Below are 21,140 nucleotides of genomic sequence, written 5' to 3'. Positions count from 1 at the left end.
ATGTCTCCAGATTATTGGACTGCCAGTCGGATGCGAACTTGAATTGCTGCCGTGACGGCGCAGCGCCGTCACGAACGTCGACGCTTAGCGCAGGGCGTCGCGTGCGACCCGGCATGCCGCCAGGTCCCATGCTGCACAGCCTACGCTCTTGAAGAGAATGGGTTTCGTCGCGTGAAATTCCCCGGCGAGGGCTTTGGCCAGCGGGGAAACGGCGTGCCAGTCCACGTTGGCCTGGATGAGGTCCCCGGCTTCGTGTTTTGCGCCGACGGGGTCATCGACCACCAAAGCACTGCCGTCAACGGTTTGGCTGGAAATTTCGGCCGCGTCGGGCGTGAACGCGCCGACGCCCACGACCAGGCGGCCCGTGCGTGCGGACTCCGTATACACCGGCGTTTTGCTGGTCGTCAGCGTGATGACGACGTCTGCGGTCTCCGGAATGGCGTCGCTTTCGAGCGCGGTGAGATTCGGCGCTGCCGCGCAATTGCGTGCAACGAATGCGTGCGCATCGGCCTGCGAACGGCCCTTTGCCCGCAACTGCGCCTCCGGGAAGATGGCCGCGAGGGCTTCCGCGTGATTGGCAGCCTGTTTGCCTGTCCCGATGATGATGATTTCCTGCGGAGGCGCCTGGTGCAGGGTCTGGATGCCGAGTGCCGTCACAGCCGCCGTGCGGCGTCCCGTTACGGTCGGTCCGTCGAGCACGAAAAGCATCTCGCCCGTAAACGCATCGCATGCGATGACCTGGCCGTGAATGGTCGGCAGTTGCCGACTGGAGTTGGTCGGGCAGACGTTGACCAGCTTGTGAATGGCGATGTCCGGCGCGCTCGCCGGCATGGACAGCATCAAGCCGCCTTGCTGGATGGGGATGGCCAGACGCTCGGGGCTGACGACCTTGCCCGCACTGTATTCGACGACGGTCCCGGCCAGCACGCGTACGAGAAGGCGGTAGTCCAGCAGTGAAGCCGTCGCGGCCGCGTCGAAGTTTCGGATGTCGCGTGAGGTCATTCGGAAGCCGTGGGTTCTGGGGGTCGAAAAGCGGATGCATGCGGCCAGGTTGAGTTTCTGGCTTCAGTCCGGCCAATTTCTCGAGCTCGGTGTGGAACGAATCTATACCACTGGTGGGTGACTGGCAAGCCAATTTGCGTCGATATGGTGTCGCTGTGGGCTTTTATTGGACCAAAATGGCTTGCATGGACTGGTCGAATAGAGAAAAGTGGTTCGGGTTTTCCCGATTTCTCGCGTGTATATGCCGTCACGGGCTTCAGGACGGAGTCGCGAAAGTGGTATATTTTAGAACCACCTCACGACGCACCGAGAACTCACGATGGCATCCGCCCGCTTCGAACTTGAAGGCAACTTTCGGCCACTGCAGATTTACGAGCAGGTGTCGGAAAAGATCCGAGCCGAGATCCGCAGCGGCCGATTCCTGCCGGATGCCCGGCTGCCTTCGGAGCGCGAACTGGCCACGCTCTTTGGCGTTGGGCGGCCTGCCGTGCGCGAAGCCATCGGGCAATTGCAAAACGAGGGCCTCGTTGTCACGAAGCGCAACTCGGGCACTTACGTGGCATCCACGGCCAACCAGATTCTTGCCGCAGCGCCGGGCGTGGAAACGCAGACGGGGGAATCCGCATCGGACTTCAGCCCGTCGGCTACGCTCGACGTGCGTCTGATTCTCGAGCCCGCCATTGCAAGGCGCGCGGCAGCACGCAAACAGCGAGACCGGCTGGCCGAGCACTATCTGGACCAGATGGAGACGTTGAGGGACGTGGCGACGCCCGAAGAGCGAGCGCTGTGGAACAACAGCGACAGGCTCTTTCATCGTCAACTGGCGGTGATGACAGGGGATGCGTTGCTGGCGAAGCTCGCAGAAGAAATCGCATCGACCATGGACCAGTCGCTGTGGAAGCGGCTCAAGGACGACGGGATTTATGACCCGGCTCGCATTCGACTGTACGTTGCGGAGCATCGGCTGATTTACGAAGCCATTGTCTGCGGAGACGCCGATGCGGCGGCGTTTTATGTCGAGCAGCATATTCATCGGGTGCAACGAGATATCACGCCGCAGTAAATGTGTTTGTCGCGGCTGGCGGCAGCGTCATCGAAACGACATCCAGGCAACATGGTTCGTTCACTGTTTCAACAAATTCCTGGTCGACACTGGTGCTTTTGGCTTACACAGCAGAGGTGAACGATGTCGACGAAGGTCCGCAGCTATCTCTCCCCGACGCTGGTTTTACTCGCGCTCGACTGGCCAGAAGGGGCGACACGTGCCGACTTCCTGGGTTTTGCCATAGAGCGGGCCCCGGGTTTCACGAGCCCGGACGGAAAATCGCATGAGGCGAGCAGCTGGCTCCCTAATCGAATCACGTTCAACGGCCCGGTGCCGGATGGGAAGCCTGATGCGCCTTCGAACATCGCGCCGATTCAAAAATTCATGTGGTGGGACGCGCGTATCGAGGAGGCCGACAGGGGCAAGCAGTTCAAGTACACCGTCTATCCGGTAGTCGGTACGCCGGACAATGTGAATGTGCTGAACGCAGAGGCGAGTTCGGTTGAGGTCACGCTTCCGGCGCATATCGAAGACGGCGTCGGCACCTGGTTCAACCGTGCGGTGGTGAGCTCACAGGCTTTTGCACGACAGGTGAAGGCCATGGGAATCGATCCGCATACCGCGCCGCCGGCCGCAGAGGCGCTTGAACTTCGCACGTGGCTCGCGAACGACATGCAGCTTGTGTTCAAGGAAATATTTCTGGACGCGTCGCGCGCTGCGGCAGCCGTCTATCACCTGACCGACCCGCTTTGGGCGATCCCGGCGTTCAAGGAGTTTGGGACCGCTCACGGCAAAGCCAATGTTGCCGTCGTATACGACTCACACCTGGTTCGCGAAAAAGGTAAAGCTCCCGCACCATCGCCCAATGAACCCGCAGTCGATGCACTGAGCGGCGTCGTGACGTTCTGCCCACGTGACAAGACGCATATCATGCACGACAAGCTCATTGTGACGGATAGGGGCGATCGGCAAGGTAACCCGGCATTCGTCGTGGCGGGGTCTGCGAACTTCACGACGGAAGGCATTACGGAACAGGCCAACGTGCTTCACCTGTTCGATTCGGTTGATCTCGCGAAACTGTACGACGACAGAACGAAAGCCATCGCGAGCAATCCGCCGATCAACCAGACCGCTGAACTCACGAATGGCTGGTCTGATCCCGTGTCGGTGGGAAGCGCGGCTGTGCGTGTTTGCTTCTCTCCGGAAACGAAAACCAGACGTATCCAGATCGATACCATTGTTGAAGCGATAGGACAGGCGCAGCATTCCGTCCTGTTTTGCCTCTTCATGCCGACAGACGAACCGCTTCGCGACGCCTGCTTTGCCGCTGGCGACAAGGGGCTCATGATGTTCGGCCTCGTCAACAACATTAGCGAAAAGTCCGCTGAGAATGCGCAAGAGGCGCAAAAAGCGGGAGAAGCGGTGAGTACGACTGCGCTGGCAAATCTCGCGCTCTATCATCGAAGCAAGGAAAACCGCGACGTCATCGACGCATCGTATTTTTCTCCGGCAACCGTGCCCGAAGGATTCGAACCCGAACTGCGGCTCTTTCCTGGCGAAGTCGCGCCCAGTTACGCTCCGGTCATCATCCACCACAAGTTCATTGTGATCGACGCCGAGGGAGACAATCCGATTGTCTACACGGGCTCGGCCAACATGAGCAACAACTCCGAGCATTTCAACGACGAGAATCTGCTCGAAATAAAAGACACGCGAATTGCCGGCATTTACCTCGCTGAATTCATGCGGTTATACGAGCACTATCGTGCTCGCGCCGTTGGCATCGAGGAGCAGCAGCATAGAACCGTGCAGCGGCTGTTGCTGCAGCCCGACCGCAAGTGGGCCGACAAGTATTACAAGGCGAATAGTCCGGAGGAGAAGGCGCGCATTGCCTTGGCATCGGATCCGGCCAGTTGATGCAATCGCTTCAGTGACTGCGCATTGACTGCGCAGTCACCGCGCACGCCTCGCACGCCGCGGGCGTTGCGCGTTGCCAGCCGCCCATTCAGGACGCGCGCTCAGCGTTGCCACGAGCTCACGCATCGTATTCTTGACCTTGAGGACGGCGTTGCTCACGAGCGGCGTGTCTTTCCAGCAAAGCGAGAGATCGCGCCGAAACAGGGTGTGATTGAGTTGCGCCAGCTTCAATTTGCCCTCGTCCAGTTCGACGTGAGCCGCGGTCCAGGGGAGAACGGTCACGCCGAGCTTCGCCATCACCGCGGCGAATAACAATGCCGTCGAACTGGCCTCGAAAAGGATCTTGCATGCCAGGCCCTTTTCGCGCAGCGCCCACTCGACGCGGCTGCGAATGGTGTTTGGCGCACTCGGCAGCACCATCGGCATCGTCGCGAGCGCGCTCAAGGCAATCGGCTCTCGAGGAAGCTCGAACTCGGGCCAGGCAATCAGATACAAGGTCTCGGACAGCAGGTGTTCGGCCTGGACGCCGTGGGTTTCCACGGCATCTGCGACGATTGCCAGGTCCACGCGTCCACCTGCAATCAGGTTGTGCAAATCGGCGGTGGGTGCCTCGATGAGTTCGATCACGATTCCCGGATAGCGCGCTCGCACGGCCTGCGCGAGCGGGATGGCGAGCACTCGGGAGGTGCTCGAAGGCAACCCGACGGAAACCTTGCCCTCGGGAGATTCGGCGTCTTGCCGCAAGAGTTCGCCGGTGCGATCGGCCTGCCGCAGCAGTTCCAGTGCATGGCGATGCAGCGTTTTTCCGGACGCCGTTGGTGTAACGCCCTGGGTGCTTCGCTCGAGCAGCTGGGTGCCGAGTTCGCTTTCCAGATTGCGTATCTGCTGGCTGACGGCAGGCTGTGCGACGTGAAGCGCCTCGCTCGCGCGAGTCACATTGCCGTATTCCACGACCTTCACGAAGTACCGCAATTGTCTCAGGTCCACGCCGACTCTCCTGTCTCGCCATAAGAAATTGTTCTCGCGCGAGAGGAATATCATATTTTTCATGGATGGTGTCGCTTCTTATACTCGCCTCACATAACCGTCGCCGAACGACGCACTTTCAAGCCCGGACGGTCGATACAACGGAGACGAGCATGCAGAAAACCCTTGTGCCAGCCTCAAACGAAGTGAGGGCGCGGCGCACGCCGCTTTCGCGGGAGCAGATAGGCGGCTTCTGGGCGGTTTACCTCGGTTGGGTTCTCGACGGCGTGGACTCCGTGATCTACGCACTGGTGCTTGTTCCCGCGCTCACAGAACTGCTTCCCCTTTCCGGCATCGAGCCGACGCCCGGCAATCTCGGCATGTACGGCTCGATTCTGTTTGCCTTGTTCCTTATCGGCTGGGGCATGTCGTTCATCTGGGGGCCGCTCGCTGACCGCTACGGGCGTGTGCGAACGCTCGCGGCCAGTATTCTGATTTACTCGATTTTCACGGGCGCTGCGGCCTTCGCGCATAACGTGTGGGAACTCGGGGTGTTCCGTCTGATTGCAGGCATCGGCGTTGGCGGTGAGTGGGCGCTTGCCGGCACGTACATCGCAGAGAGTTGGCCCGAAGACCGCCGAAAGATGGGCGCGGGCTACCTGCAAACCGGCTACTACCTGGGGTTCTTTATCGCCGCGTGGCTCAACTACACCGTCGGCGCCCAATACGGCTGGCGCGCCATGTTCCTTTGCGGTCTGGCGCCGGCGATCCTCGCCATCTTCACCGTATTCAAGGTGAAGGAACCCGGGAAGTGGGACCGGGAATCCGCGCGCCATTCTGCACGCGCTCAACCCGCGGTGTCGCCACTGCGACTGATATTCGCTCCTGAGTTTCGGCGGCGCACCATCACCAGCGCCGCGCTCGTCGGTGTGGCAATCGTGGGGCTGTGGGCCGGTTCCGTCTATGAGGCGAGTGCCGTCGTGAGTCTCGCGACGCGCGCCGGACTCAGTAAAGTCGACGCGATTCACCTTGCGTCGGTGGGGGCGGCCATTCTGTCCGTTGGCACGATTATCGGCTGTCTGGTCGCGCCGTATCTCGCGGAAAAAGTGGGGCGCAGAACGGCTCTCGGTCTGTATTTCGTGGGGATGGCGGGCGCTATCGTGCTGGCGTTCGGATGGGCGTTCTATCTGCCAGACGGGCTGCGTCTATTCATGGCGTCTCTTGTTTTGCTGGGATTCTTCGGCGGAAACTTCGCGATTTTCTCGCTGTGGCTGCCGGAACAGTACCCAACGCGCATTCGCGCGACGGCATTCGCGTTCAATGCTTCGGTAGGCCGATTCATTGGCGCAGGGGTCAATTTCGTCCTCGCCGCCGCGATTAACTGGCAGGGCTCGCTGGGCACGCCGGTCGCCTGGACGGCGGCGGCCTTCGGTTTAGGCATTCTCATCCTGCCTTTTGCTACCGAGACGCGCCACGCGCGCCTTCCGGAGTAATCTTGGCTGGAACACAAAAGTGGCAACTGGAGACATCGTATGAAAGCGTTGGAGAAAATCAGGGTCGTCGATTTGACGCGCGCGCTCTCGGGCCCGTTTTGCGCAATGGTGCTGGCCGACCTTGGTGCTGACGTCGTCAAGGTCGAATCCGGTCCTGACGGTGACATGAGCCGCGCCTGGGGACCGTTCGATCGCGGCATTAGTACGTACTACTTGTCGTGCAACCGGAACAAGCGGGCACTCTGCATCGACATGCGCGATCCGCGTGGACTGGACGCAGTAAAACGCCTGATCGAAGAGGCCGACGTCGTGCTCGAGAACTTCAAGCCTGGCACCATGGAGAAAATGGGCTTGGGCTACGACGTGTTGCGTGAGCGCAATCCGGGCCTCGTCATGGCGAGCATCAGCGGATTTGGCGACTCCGGCCCGCTCAAGGATTGGCCGGGTTTCGACCAGATTGCGCAAGGCTATTCGGGTCTCATGAGTCTCACGGGATTCCCGGAAGGCGAGCCGACACGTACGGGCACGGCCATCGGCGACCTGAGTTCCGGCCTTTGGCTGACCATTGCGGTGATTTCCGCGCTCTTCGAACGCGAGCGGACGGGGCAGGGCCAGCATGTCAGCACCTCGTTGCTCGCCAGTCTGGTCGGGCTGCTGAGCGTGCATGCGCAACGCTATCTGAGCCTCGGCGACGTTCCGGCGCGCACGGGCAATGCGCACTCGGTCATCGCCCCGTACGGGGTGTTCGAGACCGCGGACGGCCCGCTCAATATCGCTCCGATCACGACGGAGATGTGGCGTCGGTTGTGCCAGCTTCTCGACCTCCCGCAATTGCCGGGCGATCCGCGTTTTGCGACCAACGAAGCGCGCGTGGCCAATCGTGGCGAGTTGAAGGAAATCATCGAGCGCCGACTGAAGACGAGGGGAAAACGCGAGTGGACGGCGTTATTTGTCGATGCCGGATTGCCCGCCGGACCCATCAACACGCTCGAGGAGGTGTTCGCCGATGCACAGGTCCAGCACTGTGGTCTGGTTGAAGCGGTGCAACATCGAATCCTCGGAGAAGTGCGCCAGGTTCCGACGCCCCTGTTCAATGCATCGAAGGAGGGCGAGCCGGCTGCTCGCGAAGCGACACGCCATGCGCCACCTGCGCTGGGTGAGCACTCGGTAGAAGTCTTGCGCGAGAGTGGCTTTAGCGAATCGCAGCTCTATGAGCTACTCTCCGCGGGTGTGCTTTATCAAGTTCCCCGCGTGCCGGCGCAAGAGTCGCAGCGCGGTCTGACGCAACATGTGGAGTAACGAAATGAGTGCGATTGCGCCGGAAGAATGCGTGAAGGTCACCACTGAAATCATTGAAGGGCGCATTGGAAAGGTGGTCTTTCGCAACGCTTCCAGACACCATGCCTTGAATGCGGAATTGCTGGGCGCACTCGAGGATCAACTGACAGACCTGGCATCGAAGGGCGTGCCCGTAGTGCTCTTGACGAGCGGCGTGGGCGAGAAGGTCTGGAGCGCGGGTCACGACCTCGGTGAACTCGAGGCCGACCACGACCCGATTGCCTGGGGTAAGCCGCTGGAGCGCGTGCTACGGCAGGTGCGCGCGTATCCGGGCGTGGTCATGGCAATGGTGTCGGGTTCCGTATGGGGCGGGGCAGTCGACCTCGTGATGAGCTGCGACCTTGTCGTCGCCGACACGACCGTGCGCTTTGCCATGACGCCGGCGAACATCGGTCTGCCGTACAGCACGAGCGGTTTGCTCCGTTTCATCAACAACCTGCCGATCCATATCCTCAAGGAGATGTTCTTCTGCGCACGACCGCTCGAAGCCGAGGAAGCCGAGCGCCACGGTGTGCTCAATCGCTTGGTTCAGCCAGCCGACGTCGAGGCGGTTGCCCTGCAGATGGCGAGGGAGATTGCGACCAAAGCGCCGTTGGCAATTGCTGCGGTCAAGGAGCAATTGCGAATTCTCGAAGACGTCGTGCCGGTGCCTGTCGATGCGATGGAGAGAATCGCGGAGCTTCGCAGGGCGGCGTGCGCCGGCGACGACATGAGGGAAGGGCTGGAGGCATTCGCGCAGCGACGTTCACCGGAGTTTCGCGGTCGATGAGTCTCCCGGGAACGCGCCTGGCGTCCAATCGCTGCGACAAGGAGCGCGAGCGCGGTCAATGGCTCACGGACTAAAAATCGAGCGTGAATTGAGGCGACTCGTTACTGGAGGCTTCTCCGGCAGGTTGGAGGTTGCCGGCCTTGACTCCCAGCAGCCTGATGGATTTGACAAGTTCGACTCTTTTCAGGCACTCAGTCGCCGCGCGCCGCAACGCTTTCGCGTCATCAATAGGCTCAGGAAGCGTGACGTCACGCGTGACTGTCTTGAAGTCGTTGAAGCGCAGCTTGATGCCGATCTTCCTGGCCAAATAGCCTTTTCGCTGGAGGTCGAGCGCCACCTGTTCGCATAGGCGGGTAAATGCTGCACCCAGTTCCTGTCGGTGCCGTACTGCGTGTAGATCGCGCTCGAATGTGGTCTCGCGACTCATCGAGACGGGCTCGCTATACGTCACCACCGGCCTGTCATCCAGTCCGTGAGAGACTCTGCGAAGCCACGCCCCGTAGCTTCGTCCAAAGTGCTCGACGAGCCAGCGCTCGTCGCGCGCAGCGATCTCACCGATGGTCGTTATGCCAAAAGACGCAAGCTTGGCGGCCGCCTTGGGGCCGACACCGTTGATCTTGTTCGCGGCCATTGGCCAAATCCTCGATTGCACGTCCTCTAGCGTCACGATTGTGATGCCGTCCGGCTTTTGCATATCGGAGCACAGCTTCGCAAGCAGCTTGTTTGGCGCGATGCCGACGGAGCATGTGAGATTGGTGGCTTCGAAGACGGCGGACTTCAACTTGCGCGCGATGACCTCTGAATCGCCATCCGTGAGTGAAACATCTGCGTAGACCTCGTCGATGCCAACGTCTTCCATGCTCGAACTGATTGACCGGACGGCATCCTTGAACAGTCGCGAGTACGTTCGGTAGAGGTCAAAATTCACTGGAAGGAGAATTGCATCCGGCGCTAACCGGGCGGCCTTCATGGCGGGCATTCCGGAATGAACGCCGAGTGCGCGAGCCTCGTAGGTCGCGGTCGTGAGGACGCCTCTGCCCACATAGTCGCGTAGCCGAGAGAACTCGCGTGTGCCGTCCGGCTTCGTTCGTGGCGCATCCGAGCGACGACCGGCGACCACCATGGGTTCGCCTCGTAGTTCGGGATACTGCGAAAGTTCACACGACGCAAAGAATGCGTCCATGTCGATGTGGGCTATGCGCCGATCATCTGGCATGCCTTGGTACTCAAAAATAGCGTTCGATGACTCCGCGCGACCGACACGCTACTCGTCAGCAGTATTCCGGGAGGAGCAGCGGGACAACGACACATTGCGTTTTACGGATATTCCTGGAACTGTACATTTATACAGTAACTTTGTCAGGATGCTGGATCTGATTCGGCGATATTTTTTGAGTGCGAGGGTTCGCAAACGTCTCTTCCGCGGACACCGCCGCTCTGACTGCGGAATCCAAAAAAAAGCCCGCCGGTGTGGCGGGCTGCTGCGACGAGGCCTTGAAACAGCCTCTCATGATGTCAGTCCTGGCGCGGGTGATAACGCCGGTAGATGCTCCAGATCGCCACGGCGGCGATCACGATAACGGCCGTGAGAATAAGCATGTTCAGTCCTCCGGTTGCTTGCCTGTTTCGTCATGCTTCAATGCTACGGAGCATGCGTGCGCGCGAGGAGTGGCTCGACGTCGCGAATGGAGTACCTGGTCGAATTTCGGTCCGCAACCAAATTCAGGCTTCGGACGTCATCAGGGACGAGGGTTCGCGAACAGGCCCCGAATTGCATGGCATCGACCCTCAGGTTTACTTTGCATGCGAACTACCTATATACTTCGCATGCAAACTAAATTTCAGGAGAGCACCATGAGCGCGGAAATTCACGTCGATCAAGCCGACGGCATTCTGACGATTACGCTTGCCCGACCGGACAAGAAGAATGCACTGACGAACGAGATGTATGGCACGCTGGCAGACATCATCGAGAACGCGGAGCACGACAGCCACGTCCGCGTATTGCTGATGCAAGGGGACGGAGACATGTTTACCGCGGGCAACGATGTGGGCGAGTTCGCAGCCATTGCATCGGGTAAGGGGCCCAGTGAGCGACATGTGCATCGCTTTTTGCATGCCCTGGCGAAGTCGAGCGTGCCCATCATCGCGGCGGTCCAGGGCAAGGCGGTCGGTATCGGCACCACGCTTCTACTGCACTGCGACTACGTTCTGCTCGCGCCAGACGCAGAACTGATCACTCCGTTCGTCAATCTCGCGCTCGTCCCCGAGGCGGCGTCCAGCTACCTGCTTCCACTGCGCGTCGGCCACGTGCGGGCCTTCGAGATGTTTGCGCTGGGCGAGTCGCTCGACGCGCCAACCGCTGTCGCGTGGGGCCTTGCCAACAAGGTCTGCGCAAAGGATCAACTACGCGACGATGCACGCAGGATGGCCGAAAGAATCGCCGCCAAGCCGGCCGGTTCTCTGAGCGCCATGAAAAAGCTGATGCGCGAAGCCGAAACGCTGGTTGCGCAAATGGACAGCGAGAGCGCGAAGTTTCAGGAGCGGCTGACGAGCGCCGAGGCGAGGGAGGCATTCGCGGCCTTTGCCGAGAAACGCAAGCCGGACTTCTCGAGGGTTGCCCAGCACTAGCCAGTGCCTTGCTGACCGGCCACGGTCGAGGTTACGCGTCGCCGTCTTCGACGAGCGCAAACCTGGTCTGCAGGCTGGTCAGCCACCGCGCCACGACGTCGATCTCCGCTTCCGTGAATCCTTCGGTCAATCTGGCGTTCAGGTCTTTCATGCGAAGCTTCGCCTTTTGGCGCGCGGTACGTCCTGCCTCCGTCAACCACAGCCGCGACACCCGGCCATCGGTCTCGTCAGCCCGACGTTCGATTAACCCCGCCTTTTCTGTCCGGTCAGCGAGACCGCTCATGCCTGGTGCGCCCAAATCCAGCGCAGCAGCGGCTTCGCTCATGAGTGCGCCGTTGCGATCACCCAAAAAAAACAGCAGCCCCGCCTGGGCTGCCGTGACGCCGCCGCCGGCTGCGCGTGTTTGCGACCACCGTTGCAGCCGGCGCTGTCCGACATTCAATAGATAGACGAGGCGATGTTTCATTTCCGCGCAGATAAAATTGTGCGATTTAGTTCGCGTGCGAATTATATCATGCGCTGATCGGCACATTCCCAGGGGGTGTATAAGTTCAGCGGGTTCCGATTAAAGGAACGGCGAAATGTTCTCGATCGCGCGCGTCACGTAGGTTTCCTTCTCTCCCACTGGCGCTGCATGGTGAATCACGCTGCGCGCAGCCTCGATGCCGGCGAGGCGCGCGATCACCCAGGCCGCGAGATAGTGCGATGCGAGACACCCGCCCGCCGTCGCGACATTCCCACTGGCCACGAAGGGCTGATCGAGCACGGGTACACCCGCCTCTTCGACCCACGGCGTGGTGGTCAGGTCCGTGCATGCGGGAACGCCCTGCAGCAGGCCCAGCTTCGCGAGTATCAGCGTGCCGGAGCACTGCGCACCGAGCAGCTGGCGCGTTGGGTCGAGCCTGAGTTGCGACATCAGCGCGGGATCGGCGGCGACGTCGCGCGTGCGGACTCCACTGCCGACCAAGACCGCGTCGGCTTCGCATGCGTCGTTCAGCGACACTTGCGCCTCCAGCACGAGGCCATTCATTGAACGCACAGTGGACGCCGGGCTGGCAATCGAAACCCGCCAGTCGGGTTGCCGGACCCGGTTGAGGAGGTTGAATGCGATCAGCGAGTCGAGTTCGTTGAAGCCTTCGAAGGTCAGGATGGCGATGTGCATGGCGCCCTCATACGGTGGAAGAGGTTGTGTCGAGCCATGGTAGGGCCGACAATCAATACAATCAAATTATTGTCATGGATACATTGGGCCATGCCGGAACCCCGCTACAAATCGCTGGTCGATCGGCTCGCCGCCGAAATCCGTGCGGGCCGTCTGCGTCCCGGCACGCGTCTGCCCACGCACCGCGAACTGGCTGCGCGCGAGGGCCTGGCACTGGTCACGGCAACGCGTGTCTATGCGGAGCTGCAGGCGATGGGGCTCGTCAGCGGCGAAACCGGCCGCGGCACGTTCGTCAAGGAGCCGCTGCCCCGCGGACAAGGCGTCGATCTGCATGCGTGGAGCGCGGACGCCGTGGACCTGAGCTTCAACTATCCGTCGTCGCCCGATCAGACCGACCTGCTCAGGGCAGCACTGCGCCAGCTCGCGGCGGCCGGCGACCTGGAGTCGCTGCTCCGCTACCAGCCCCACGGCGGGCGCGAACACGAAAGGGCGACGGCGGCGCGACACCTGGCCCGCCGGGGCCTGGAAGCCAGCGCCGAAACCACGCTGTTCGTGAGCGGCGCGCAGCATGGACTGACGACGACGGCGATGGCGTTATTCGAACCCGGCGACGTGGTGGCGGTGGACGCGCTGACCTACCCGGGGTTCAAGCTGGCCGCCGAGGCCTGCCGACTGGAACTCGCACCGATCCCCGCCGCCGGACGCGGCCCGGATCTGGACGCATTGGCGGCCCTGTGCAAGCGACGAAAAGTGCGCGCCGTCTACACCATGCCGACCCTTCATAATCCGCTCGGCTGGGTGATGAGCGCGACGCGGCGCCGCGAGCTTGCCGCCATCGCACGACGACATGGGCTGATTCTGATCGAGGACGCCGCCTATGCGTTCCTGGCAGACGATGCGCCGCCGCCGTTGGCATCGCTCGCGCCGGAGACGACGGTCTATGTGTCGAGCTTGTCGAAGAGTGTTGCGACGGGTCTGCGCATCGGTTTCATCCACGCACCGCGCGATTGGGTGCCGAGGCTCGAGCGGGCGATCCGGGCGACGACGTGGAACACGCCGGCGACCATGACGGCCATCGCCTGCGGCTGGATGGAAGACGGCACGGCGGCGAGGCTCGAAGACGAGAAGCGGCGCGATGCCGCGATACGTCAGCGCCTCGCCGCCGAGGTTCTGGGTCCGCTCAAGAGAATAGGGCACCCAGCGTCGTACTTCATCTGGATGCCACTCGAACCCGAGGTCCGCGCCGACGCGATCGCAATGGCGTTGATGCGCGAACGGATTTCCGTGACGACCGCGCTGCCGTTTTCGACTTCGCCTCACGTGCCTCACGCCATTCGCCTCGCAATCGGTTCCGTCGATCTGGCCACGCTCGAGCGGTCGCTGGAGACGGTGGCTCGTGTGGTTGCTGAACATACGTATTGAACGGAGCGCGCGATGGCTCTGATGAGCATCGAGGGATATGAGAACCTGATGCTATCGGTCAGGTAAAACATGAAGTATCGCGCGAGAGCCTATCGGTATTCCTATGTTCAAATCGCGTACTCGCCTGCTTTCGCATAACGAGTAAGAACACGCTGAATTGAATTGACGAGACCTAAGAACACGGCGGCACTTCCGCACCGATAGTCAGACGACTTGTCGATCTGGAAATAGTAAGTAATGTTTCCCACTGCCTGGCGCAAACTAATTCGACACCAAATGTTGTATTCGTCGTCCGATGTGGCATAGTGGAAAAAATTAACTTTTCAAAGGAAAACCACGGATGGCTACGCTCCAATCGATTCAGGCAAGAATCGCAAAGCTGCAGGCTCAAGCAGAATCGCTGGCGACAACGAAATCGTCGGTGGTACTCGAGAAGATTCGCGGCCTGATGGACAAGCATGTCGTGACGGTTGCTGACATTGAGGCATTTGTCGGCAAGCGGCGCGGCCGCACGCCGGGCGCGACCCTTGCTGCGAAGCAGGGTCCGTCGGCAGCGAAATATCGCGATCCCAAAACCGGCGCGACCTGGACCGGCCATGGTCGCGCTCCCGCGTGGATTGCAAATGCAAAAGACCGAAGCAAGTTCCTGATTGCCGGCGCGGCGCCGAAATCGGCCGCTGCTGTGAAAGCGCCTAAGGCAGGTAACTACGTGCGCGGACCGCAGCCGCCGAAATATCGTGACCCGAAAACCGGCGCGACGTGGTCCGGTCGTGGCATCGCACCGGCATGGCTCGCAGGCGCGAAGGACCGGTCGAAGTTTTTGATTGAAAAGGCGGAGCCTGCAGCCAAGACGGCCAAGGCGCCGGCAGCGAAGAAGGCTGCTGTAAAAAAGAACGCTGCAACGAAAAAGGCTCCTGTCAAGAAGGTATCTGTGAAGGCGGCGGCATCGCCGGCACGCAAAGCTGCACCGAAGAACGGCGCAGCGGCGAAATCACCTGTCGTCCGAAAAGCCCGTGCGCCGAAGCTAGTGGTGAAATCGACGGCGCCCGTCGAAGTTGCCGCACCTGCGGCGGCCACTGAAGTCGTGGGCACGGCCGCTGCGGCCTGAGTGGCACACACCGGGCTCCGGAAGCCTGCTTCCAGCCCGGTTCAGCACTTGTTACTCGTGGCGGGGACCGCGTGAATACACGGACGGTTGCTGGCATCGACGTGGGCGGTGACAAGAAGGGCTGCCATCTGGTCATTCTGGAAGGCAGCCGTGCTTTCCGGCCTGCCGATACGAAAACCCCGCAGGAGATGCTGCAAGCGTGCCTCGAGTACGGCGTCCAGGCCGTTGGGATCGACGCGCCTTGCCACTGGGGTGTCGAAGGCGAAGGGCGGCGTGCGGAAAGGGAGCTTGCGCGTCAACGCATCTTTTCATTCGCCACGCCAACCCGAACGCGGGCCGATGAGAATCCGGGTCGCTTCTACCGGTGGATGTTCAACGGAGAAGTCATTTACCAGGTCTTTACTTCCGACTTTCCGCTGCTGTCATCTCGCGATTTCCAGGGTGGGCGTGTTAGCTTCGAAACGTTTCCCCATGCCGTGACCTGTGCTCTGCGCGGCAAGGAGGGGACGTCTGCGAAGGAGAAGCGCCGGCAACGGCCTGAAGTACTCGAAAGCGCTATGATCGACGCCTCTGGCTTGAAATCGATTGATGACTTCGATGCCGCGCTGTGTGCGCTGACCGCGAGATACCTGGTTGAAGGGCGCACATATGCTTACGGCGACGTGGAAGGTGGCTACATTCATGTTCCGATTCCGCTTTCCTTGAACACGTATTGACGCTAATACCGTGCCGCCGTGTGGGATGTTGCAGGTGGCTTGCCGTGCGTTATGTCCCACTTCAGTTGTCACGAGGGCAATCACAGCTATGCACTCGAGCAGCGAATTTACCTATTTCGCGTACGGCTCCAACATGTCGATACGACGCCTCATCGCGAGGCTGCCGTCAGCGAGGGTTGTCACCACGGGGTTCGTGACTGGCTACAAACTCGCGTTCGACAAATTGAGCAAGAAAGACGGCTCGGGAAAATGCGATTGTGAGCACACGGGAAACGTTGGTGACAGAGTCTATGGCGTCATTTTCTCGGTCGTGCCTGGCGAACGGGAGGCGCTCGACACATTCGAAGGAGCGGGTAAGGGTTACGAGCCTTTGAGTGTCCGGGTTGAGACCGCGACTGGCGGAGTGTATGCGCTGACCTACGTCGCTACGAAGAAGCAGCCGGGTCTTCAGCCCTACCACTGGTACAAGCAGCACGTATTGGTGGGCGCGAGGGAGGCGAATTTGCCTGAAGACTACGTGCGAGCTATCGAGGCAGTTGACTCTATCGACGATCCTGATTCAGCCCGAACCGAGAAGGAGCTTCGGGCTTACTCGGCGACTTGACCGGCCTCGGCACGGGATGCCTACGCTTTCCATTTCCGAGCCGCTATTGCTTCACGCCTTTCCGACAAATGCAGGATCGGGTGCCTGAGGCGGCGCTCGCGACGCTACTGCGGCAAACTCCAATTCACCGACTGAGGTTTTTCCAGAAAGCCGTCTCTGCTGCCACACCGGCGCTAAGGAAGTTGTCGGTGGCGGCTAGATCCAGATTCCCGTTCGCATCCCTCGTATAGGAATCCATGAGGTCATTGAACACCTGGCTTCCGCTCTCGATACTCTTGCTCACTCCCTCAACAAACTCACTCAGCGACACCTGATCATCGTCGGACGCGTCAAAGCTTTTGAAAAGCTGCTTTGCGGCGTCGGCCGCGACGCCGGCACGCGAGGTGAGCCTGAAATTCTTCAAGTGACAGGGATATTGGGTAGGGCAGGAAACGGCACGCCGATGCTGGTACCCGGCTGTATTGCGGTTGCATTTCAGTGTGACCTTAGATATTTTTTAAATATTGACTGAATTCTGCGTCCTCATCCCTTTCCGAGCGGCGGCCGATGTGAGAATCCCGCCATATTGCTCAACTGGGCCAGCTCATTGGCCGCCTCGCGTAGCAGTCCCGAGTACTCGTGAATCTTCTCGGTCGTTAGTCGCACCCGAGGACCCGCCAGGCTGATGACGCCGACGCAGCGTGAGCCGCTCACCACGGGCGTCGCCACTGCCGACATGCGCGGGGCAAACACCTCGTCGATCATCGCGTAGCCACGCACGCGCGCCGCATGCACGAAACCGAGCAGCGCTTTTAGTGTCGTCGGCGCATTGGGTCCGAACTCATTCGGCTGTCCGAAGCCTTGTTTCAAGACTAGCAAGGCCGCCTGTTCATCGGTCATCGTCATGAGCCATGCGTGTCCGGTCGAGGTGCATGAAAGTCGTGCGGCCTGGCCCATGTCGGGGTCGTAGCGGAAGCCGGTGCGGTGTCCGTCCGCCTTCCCGACCCAGATGATCGCTTCGCCATCCACCAGCGACAGTCGCGCGAGTTCGCCGGTCTGCGCAGCGACGCGTTCGATGATCGGCTGGGCGATATCTGCGATGCCCGTGAGACTCAGGAATTCGAGTCCGTTCGACGTCATGCGCATTGTCAGGATGTAGCGGCTGTGATCGACCCGTTGCCTGACATACCCGCCTTCAACGAGTTCGGCGAGCAGCCGGTGGCAGGTGCTGCGCGGCAGAGACAAGGCATCGGCAATGGCCACGAGGCCTGCACCTTCGCCCTGCGACGCCAGCAGATCGAGAATTCTTAGGCCGTTTCTAAGCGACATCTTTCGCTGGTTTCCATATTATGAGATGCAGTTCCGGTACGGAACGCCCCGCCTGTCCAGCACAAACAATAGCACCTGTTCGTCGCCAGAAACGAACGCATCGACATATCAAGAATTCAGGAGACAACATGTCATTTTTTGCTGATTCGGACCTTGCCGCGGAGGGACGGTCTGCGCAGGCTCACTTGATGGCGCGTCGGGCAGTAGCAGGGGCAACTGTCGGTACCGCGCTCGAATGGTTCGACTTCGCGCTCTATGGCGTGGTCGCGGCCACGATCTTTCCCAAGCTGTTTTTCCCGTCGCTCGACCCGACCGCCTCGCTGCTCGCGTCTCTCGCAAGTTTCTGGGCAGGGTTGGCCGCACGCCCGCTCGGCGCGGTGATTTGCGGGATGCTCGGGGACCGTTGGGGACGCCGCAAACTGATGCTGATCACCGTGTCGGTGATGGGCGCGTCGTCGTTCCTGATGGGCTTGCTGCCCACTTACCACCAGGTTGGCATCCTCGCGCCGACGTTGCTGGTGTCGCTTCGCATCATTCAGGGTTTCGCGCTTGGCGGCGAATCGACGGGTGCGCAGCTGATGGCGGTGGAGCATGCGTCTGCTAACCGCCGTGGCTGGTATTCAGGTCTGCTTGGCATCTGTTCGCCGCTCAGCCAGATCCTCGCCAATTTCTCGCTCTTTACCCTGGCCGCGTTGCTTTCGTCGGACGACTTCGATAGCTGGGGCTGGCGAGTTCCGTTTCTCGCGAGCTTTGTTCTGGTGCTGCTGGGCATCTATATCCGCAGGAAGGTTAGCGAGACTCCGGCCTTCGAGGCGCTCAAGAGGACTGGCGCATCGACACGCGCCGCCAATCCGCTCGGCACCGTCTTCAAATATCACTGGCGCACCGCGCTCCGCCTGACGCTGTTCTTCTGCGGCCCGGCCGCGCTGTTTTATCTGATCGTGGTCTTCTCGCTCAGCTACCTGACGAAGCACCTCGGCGTACCCAGGCAGACCGGCTTCATGCTGCTGATGGTGGCGAATGTCTGCGCCATCGTGGGCGCACTGGCGGGCGGCTATCTGAGCGATCGGATCGGACGCAAACGTGCGCTGATGATCGGATCGTCCTGCACACTGATCTGCTGCCTGATTTACTTCCCGATCCTCAACCACAACTCGATCGCCATGACGATGGCAGTGATGGGCGCCTTCCTCGGCTTCACACAGTTCCAGAGCGGTATCCAGCCGGTCTGGTTCGCCGAGTCATTCCCGACCGAGGCGCGCTACACCGGGTCCGCGCTGTCGTATTCGGGAGCCAACCTGCTCACCGGCGGCCCGATGCCCATCGTTGCCGTGGCGCTACTCAATGCCTTTAACGGCTCCCCGTGGGCCATCGTAGCGGTTTGCGGCTCGCTGAACCTGATCTCCTTCCTGACGATCGCAATATCCCGCGAAACCAGGGACACGGCCCTGGAACGCTCTTCAACACATTGACACCATGACTCGCAAACTCTACATCCTCAACGGCTCCAACCTGAATATGCTGGGCGCGAGGGAGCCGCATCTTTATGGCACCACCACGCTGAAGGACATCGAACAGAACTGCCTCACGCTGGCAGACGCTCTCAAGTTCGACTGCGTATTTCGTCAAACGAACAGCGAAAGCGAGTTGGTCGACTGGATTCAGGAAGCGTTCCTGCAGGACGCCGCGCTGATCCTCAATGCGGCCGGCTTTTCGTTCGGCCGGATTCCGGTGCTCGACGCAGTCAAGCTCATCCGCCGGCCGGTTGTGGAATTGCATATCACCAACATCCACCAACGCTCGGAGGAATATCGTCACTCGACGATTTCGGTGGCCGCCACGGCCGTAATATGCGGGGCGGGAGCAAACGGATACCTGCTGGCGATCCGCGCGATCGACGATCTGTGGGCTAAACAGACTTGAGCCGGCTCCTCGATTTATGAAGCACGCGGGCTCCTCGATGGAGCCCGCTTCGTTCGGCATGCGCTACATCGTCATCTGGTGGCTCGCAATCGAAAGTGTCCGAGGCGGGGCGAAACAAGTCCTCAAATAGGGTTGCGTTGGGTTTGCACAGCGCCTTGAGAACAAGAATCGCCGGTACTATCACGAGAAGTCCATTGAAATTGAAGTTGAAAACTTGATGCGCCGTTTCGGATGCATCTAAGCGGGCGGCAAACGATATGCCTCCGGTCCGATGAGCTTCCAGCTTGAAAACGCCGTCATCGTGCGCAGCCTGCTCTTCGGAGCGATGGTTCGGTCGAGGAGCCCGGGCGCTTTAGTCATCTCGATCGCAAGGGCAGCCACGGCCTCGCTCCTGGTAAGCGACTCTCGACTCTCAGTATTTGCGCGCGTACGTACCAGGCACCCTGATTTGAGTGTTTGATTGGAAAAATTCCCGTAATGCGCCAAGTTTTGCGTGCCCCTCCACCTCTATAAGGTAGTGATGGGTGTCTAACGTTCTCTTGCTCGGCCGTTCATCGATGGCAGGAATTTTGAGCTTCGCGCCGTCATGTCTTCGAGTAAAGAGGAGAAGTCGTTATCCGCCACGTCCACAAGCAGCGACGTCTTGTCGTTGCCAGTGGCAGCAGGCATCTCTCTGCCAAGCACCCACCATCTCGTTACGTTGTGCGAGCCCTCTTCGATGTCGTCGACGAGAGAGAGACGAGACCGTAAATCGCGCCGCCAATTTTTGGTCCGATCGATGCTGTGTCTAGCGAACGGCTTTCCGACACGCTTTTGGCGGCTGCACCGCCACCGAGTGCCGTGATGCGACGTACCTTTGGCATCTCCTTGTCGAGCGTGGCAAAGGCAGTACGACGTCTAGCGCGCGGAGGAGGAGATCGAACGGACTCCTCTCTCGCCACGCATCCAGTCTTGTTACTTTTCCCCCAGGGTGAGCGGGGCGGGGAGCGACGTCCTCCTTCATGCACGTTGCAGAAAGTTGGACAAGTTAATAGCGGTGGTAGTAGCCACCTGCAGGCACGACGATGCAGCCGCTCAACGCGGTTGCGAGACAAGCAGCCATCAACACCAGCGCAAAAATTCGCTTCATACGTTCCTCACTTGTCGGTAGTGAAGGCAATATATTTGGAGCGCAAATTACTGATGTGTTTGTGTGTAACGAGACGTGTAATTTGAAACATCTGGCCGGTCCACGAACCAGTTCGGACATCCGGTCTCACGCGAAATAATCGGTTTCAGAACTCACAACTCGTCAGTCAACATGGTGGTCGTCCGTGACGTTGAGGAGGTGAACGGCGAGATGCCGTCCCCTCAATGGAATCGGAGACGAACATGCACAACGTTGCCTACAAAATCGCGGCTGTTTCTGTACTTGCTTTGTCATTCGCAGGCACCGCGTCCGCGCAGACCAGCTGGGATGCAACGCATCCACGTCGCGCAGAGGTGAATCATCGCCTGGCGAATCAGGACCGACGCATTCACCAGGAGGTGCGCGAAGGGGAAATGTCGCACGCCGAGGCGGCGAGACTCCATAGCGATGACCGTCGGATTCGGCAGGAGGAGCGCGACATGGCAACCCAGAACAGCGGCCATATCACCCGGCGAGAGGACTACGTGCTAAACCAGCAGGAGAATCACGTAAGCCGGAAAATCGGCCAGTAACGCTTTCGCCGACGTTAGACAAGGCTCGAACTGGG

At 60.3% G+C, this 21,140-nt stretch carries 20 protein-coding genes; 13 read left to right on the top strand and 7 right to left on the bottom strand.

Annotation, left to right across the window (positions count from 1 at the left end; all coding sequences use genetic code 11):
• Positions 1-84: 84 nt before the first annotated feature.
• A complete protein-coding gene (gene lhpI / locus M3I56_RS19100; protein WP_254355319.1) occupies positions 85-1,002 on the bottom strand; it encodes a bifunctional Delta(1)-pyrroline-2-carboxylate/Delta(1)-piperideine-2-carboxylate reductase in 918 nt (305 codons plus the stop codon).
• 319 nt (positions 1,003-1,321) lie between these two features.
• Here lhpI and M3I56_RS19095 point away from each other — a divergent pair, with 319 nt between their 5' ends.
• A complete protein-coding gene (locus M3I56_RS19095; RefSeq protein ID WP_254355318.1) occupies positions 1,322-2,065 on the top strand; it encodes a FadR/GntR family transcriptional regulator in 744 nt (247 codons plus the stop codon).
• A 123-nt stretch (positions 2,066-2,188) separates the two neighbouring features.
• A complete protein-coding gene (locus M3I56_RS19090; RefSeq protein ID WP_254355317.1) occupies positions 2,189-3,964 on the top strand; it encodes a phospholipase D-like domain-containing protein in 1,776 nt (591 codons plus the stop codon).
• 36 nt (positions 3,965-4,000) lie between these two features.
• Here M3I56_RS19090 and M3I56_RS19085 read toward each other — a convergent pair whose 3' ends face one another.
• Positions 4,001-4,951 (bottom strand): LysR substrate-binding domain-containing protein, encoded by a 951-nt coding sequence (locus tag M3I56_RS19085; RefSeq protein WP_254355316.1) that lies wholly within the window; start codon positions 4,949-4,951, stop codon positions 4,001-4,003.
• 152 nt (positions 4,952-5,103) lie between these two features.
• On the opposite strand from M3I56_RS19085, the gene M3I56_RS19080 reads away from it, so the two are divergent.
• The 3 genes from M3I56_RS19080 to scpB are packed head-to-tail and all read left to right on the top strand — an operon-like array spanning position 5,104 to position 8,530.
• Positions 5,104-6,423, top strand: a complete 1,320-nt coding sequence (locus M3I56_RS19080) for an MFS transporter (RefSeq protein WP_254355315.1) — start codon at positions 5,104-5,106, stop codon at positions 6,421-6,423.
• A 39-nt stretch (positions 6,424-6,462) separates the two neighbouring features.
• Entirely contained in the window at positions 6,463-7,722 is a 1,260-nt protein-coding gene (locus M3I56_RS19075; RefSeq protein WP_254355314.1) for a CaiB/BaiF CoA-transferase family protein, read from the top strand.
• Between the two features lie 4 nt (positions 7,723-7,726).
• On the top strand, positions 7,727-8,530 hold the full coding sequence (gene scpB / locus M3I56_RS19070) for a methylmalonyl-CoA decarboxylase (protein WP_254355313.1): 804 nt from the start codon (positions 7,727-7,729) through the stop codon (positions 8,528-8,530).
• A gap of 70 nt (positions 8,531-8,600) precedes the next feature.
• On the opposite strand, the gene dinB is transcribed toward scpB, so the two are convergent.
• Positions 8,601-9,746 carry a DNA polymerase IV gene (gene dinB, locus M3I56_RS19065; protein ID WP_254355312.1) on the bottom strand — a complete coding sequence of 382 codons (1,146 nt, stop codon included), beginning with the start codon at positions 9,744-9,746 and terminating at the stop codon, positions 8,601-8,603.
• A gap of 638 nt (positions 9,747-10,384) precedes the next feature.
• On the opposite strand from dinB, the gene M3I56_RS19060 reads away from it, so the two are divergent.
• Positions 10,385-11,161 (top strand): enoyl-CoA hydratase-related protein, encoded by a 777-nt coding sequence (locus M3I56_RS19060; protein ID WP_254355311.1) that lies wholly within the window; start codon positions 10,385-10,387, stop codon positions 11,159-11,161.
• Between the two features lie 31 nt (positions 11,162-11,192).
• Here the strand turns inward: M3I56_RS19060 and M3I56_RS19055 are convergent, their stop codons facing one another.
• On the bottom strand, positions 11,193-11,627 hold the full coding sequence (locus M3I56_RS19055) for a MarR family winged helix-turn-helix transcriptional regulator (RefSeq protein ID WP_254355310.1): 435 nt from the start codon (positions 11,625-11,627) through the stop codon (positions 11,193-11,195).
• A gap of 99 nt (positions 11,628-11,726) precedes the next feature.
• Positions 11,727-12,323 (bottom strand): DJ-1/PfpI family protein, encoded by a 597-nt coding sequence (locus M3I56_RS19050; RefSeq protein WP_254355309.1) that lies wholly within the window; start codon positions 12,321-12,323, stop codon positions 11,727-11,729.
• Positions 12,324-12,413: 90 nt separating this feature from the next.
• Here M3I56_RS19050 and M3I56_RS19045 point away from each other — a divergent pair, with 90 nt between their 5' ends.
• The 4 genes from M3I56_RS19045 (at position 12,414) to M3I56_RS19030 (ending at position 16,173) form a co-directional block, all read left to right on the top strand.
• Positions 12,414-13,745 carry a PLP-dependent aminotransferase family protein gene (locus M3I56_RS19045; protein ID WP_254355308.1) on the top strand — a complete coding sequence of 444 codons (1,332 nt, stop codon included), beginning with the start codon at positions 12,414-12,416 and terminating at the stop codon, positions 13,743-13,745.
• A 340-nt stretch (positions 13,746-14,085) separates the two neighbouring features.
• Complete coding sequence (locus M3I56_RS19040) at positions 14,086-14,853, top strand: H-NS histone family protein (RefSeq protein ID WP_254355307.1); 768 nt, start codon at positions 14,086-14,088, stop codon at positions 14,851-14,853.
• A 71-nt stretch (positions 14,854-14,924) separates the two neighbouring features.
• Positions 14,925-15,569 (top strand): DUF429 domain-containing protein, encoded by a 645-nt coding sequence (locus M3I56_RS19035; RefSeq protein WP_254355306.1) that lies wholly within the window; start codon positions 14,925-14,927, stop codon positions 15,567-15,569.
• Positions 15,570-15,657: 88 nt separating this feature from the next.
• Entirely contained in the window at positions 15,658-16,173 is a 516-nt protein-coding gene (locus tag M3I56_RS19030; protein ID WP_266227023.1) for a gamma-glutamylcyclotransferase family protein, read from the top strand.
• Between the two features lie 124 nt (positions 16,174-16,297).
• Here M3I56_RS19030 and M3I56_RS19025 read toward each other — a convergent pair whose 3' ends face one another.
• Positions 16,298-16,576 (bottom strand): hypothetical protein, encoded by a 279-nt coding sequence (locus M3I56_RS19025; protein WP_254355304.1) that lies wholly within the window; start codon positions 16,574-16,576, stop codon positions 16,298-16,300.
• Between the two features lie 119 nt (positions 16,577-16,695).
• Positions 16,696-17,481 (bottom strand): IclR family transcriptional regulator, encoded by a 786-nt coding sequence (locus M3I56_RS19020; RefSeq protein ID WP_028203552.1) that lies wholly within the window; start codon positions 17,479-17,481, stop codon positions 16,696-16,698.
• A gap of 128 nt (positions 17,482-17,609) precedes the next feature.
• Here M3I56_RS19020 and M3I56_RS19015 point away from each other — a divergent pair, with 128 nt between their 5' ends.
• The 3 genes from M3I56_RS19015 to M3I56_RS19005 all read left to right on the top strand — a co-directional run bounded on the left by M3I56_RS19015 (position 17,610) and on the right by M3I56_RS19005 (position 21,105).
• The gene (locus tag M3I56_RS19015; protein ID WP_375541752.1) at positions 17,610-18,953 is read left to right on the top strand and encodes an MFS transporter; all 1,344 of its coding nucleotides are present in this window, start codon (positions 17,610-17,612) and stop codon (positions 18,951-18,953) included.
• 4 nt (positions 18,954-18,957) lie between these two features.
• Entirely contained in the window at positions 18,958-19,404 is a 447-nt protein-coding gene (locus M3I56_RS19010) for a type II 3-dehydroquinate dehydratase (protein ID WP_254355303.1), read from the top strand.
• A 1,371-nt stretch (positions 19,405-20,775) separates the two neighbouring features.
• On the top strand, positions 20,776-21,105 hold the full coding sequence (locus tag M3I56_RS19005; protein ID WP_254355302.1) for a hypothetical protein: 330 nt from the start codon (positions 20,776-20,778) through the stop codon (positions 21,103-21,105).
• Positions 21,106-21,140 lie beyond the last annotated feature (35 nt).

The sequence above is a fragment of the Paraburkholderia sp. CNPSo 3281 genome, assembly GCF_024206515.1.
In the GTDB taxonomy this organism is placed as follows: Bacteria; Pseudomonadota; Gammaproteobacteria; order Burkholderiales; family Burkholderiaceae; genus Paraburkholderia; species Paraburkholderia nodosa.
The sequence above is the reverse complement of the archived record's forward strand: the minus strand, read 5'-3'. Positions and strand labels throughout refer to the sequence as shown.

What these genes read in the sequence shown, in the direction of transcription:
- lhpI (WP_254355319.1), bottom strand. Translation starts at nt 1,002, where the DNA reads ATGACCTCACGCGACATCCGAAACTTCGACGCGGCCGCGACGGCTTCA.
- M3I56_RS19095 (WP_254355318.1), top strand. Translation starts at nt 1,322, where the DNA reads ATGGCATCCGCCCGCTTCGAACTTGAAGGCAACTTTCGGCCACTGCAG.
- M3I56_RS19090 (WP_254355317.1), top strand. Translation starts at nt 2,189, where the DNA reads ATGTCGACGAAGGTCCGCAGCTATCTCTCCCCGACGCTGGTTTTACTC.
- M3I56_RS19080 (WP_254355315.1), top strand. Translation starts at nt 5,104, where the DNA reads ATGCAGAAAACCCTTGTGCCAGCCTCAAACGAAGTGAGGGCGCGGCGC.
- M3I56_RS19075 (WP_254355314.1), top strand. Translation starts at nt 6,463, where the DNA reads ATGAAAGCGTTGGAGAAAATCAGGGTCGTCGATTTGACGCGCGCGCTC.
- scpB (WP_254355313.1), top strand. Translation starts at nt 7,727, where the DNA reads ATGAGTGCGATTGCGCCGGAAGAATGCGTGAAGGTCACCACTGAAATC.
- dinB (WP_254355312.1), bottom strand. Translation starts at nt 9,746, where the DNA reads ATGCCAGATGATCGGCGCATAGCCCACATCGACATGGACGCATTCTTT.
- M3I56_RS19060 (WP_254355311.1), top strand. Translation starts at nt 10,385, where the DNA reads ATGAGCGCGGAAATTCACGTCGATCAAGCCGACGGCATTCTGACGATT.
- M3I56_RS19055 (WP_254355310.1), bottom strand. Translation starts at nt 11,627, where the DNA reads ATGAAACATCGCCTCGTCTATCTATTGAATGTCGGACAGCGCCGGCTG.
- M3I56_RS19050 (WP_254355309.1), bottom strand. Translation starts at nt 12,323, where the DNA reads ATGCACATCGCCATCCTGACCTTCGAAGGCTTCAACGAACTCGACTCG.
- M3I56_RS19045 (WP_254355308.1), top strand. Translation starts at nt 12,414, where the DNA reads ATGCCGGAACCCCGCTACAAATCGCTGGTCGATCGGCTCGCCGCCGAA.
- M3I56_RS19040 (WP_254355307.1), top strand. Translation starts at nt 14,086, where the DNA reads ATGGCTACGCTCCAATCGATTCAGGCAAGAATCGCAAAGCTGCAGGCT.
- M3I56_RS19030 (WP_266227023.1), top strand. Translation starts at nt 15,658, where the DNA reads ATGCACTCGAGCAGCGAATTTACCTATTTCGCGTACGGCTCCAACATG.
- M3I56_RS19020 (WP_028203552.1), bottom strand. Translation starts at nt 17,481, where the DNA reads ATGTCGCTTAGAAACGGCCTAAGAATTCTCGATCTGCTGGCGTCGCAG.
- M3I56_RS19015 (WP_375541752.1), top strand. Translation starts at nt 17,610, where the DNA reads ATGTCATTTTTTGCTGATTCGGACCTTGCCGCGGAGGGACGGTCTGCG.
- M3I56_RS19010 (WP_254355303.1), top strand. Translation starts at nt 18,958, where the DNA reads ATGACTCGCAAACTCTACATCCTCAACGGCTCCAACCTGAATATGCTG.
- M3I56_RS19005 (WP_254355302.1), top strand. Translation starts at nt 20,776, where the DNA reads ATGCACAACGTTGCCTACAAAATCGCGGCTGTTTCTGTACTTGCTTTG.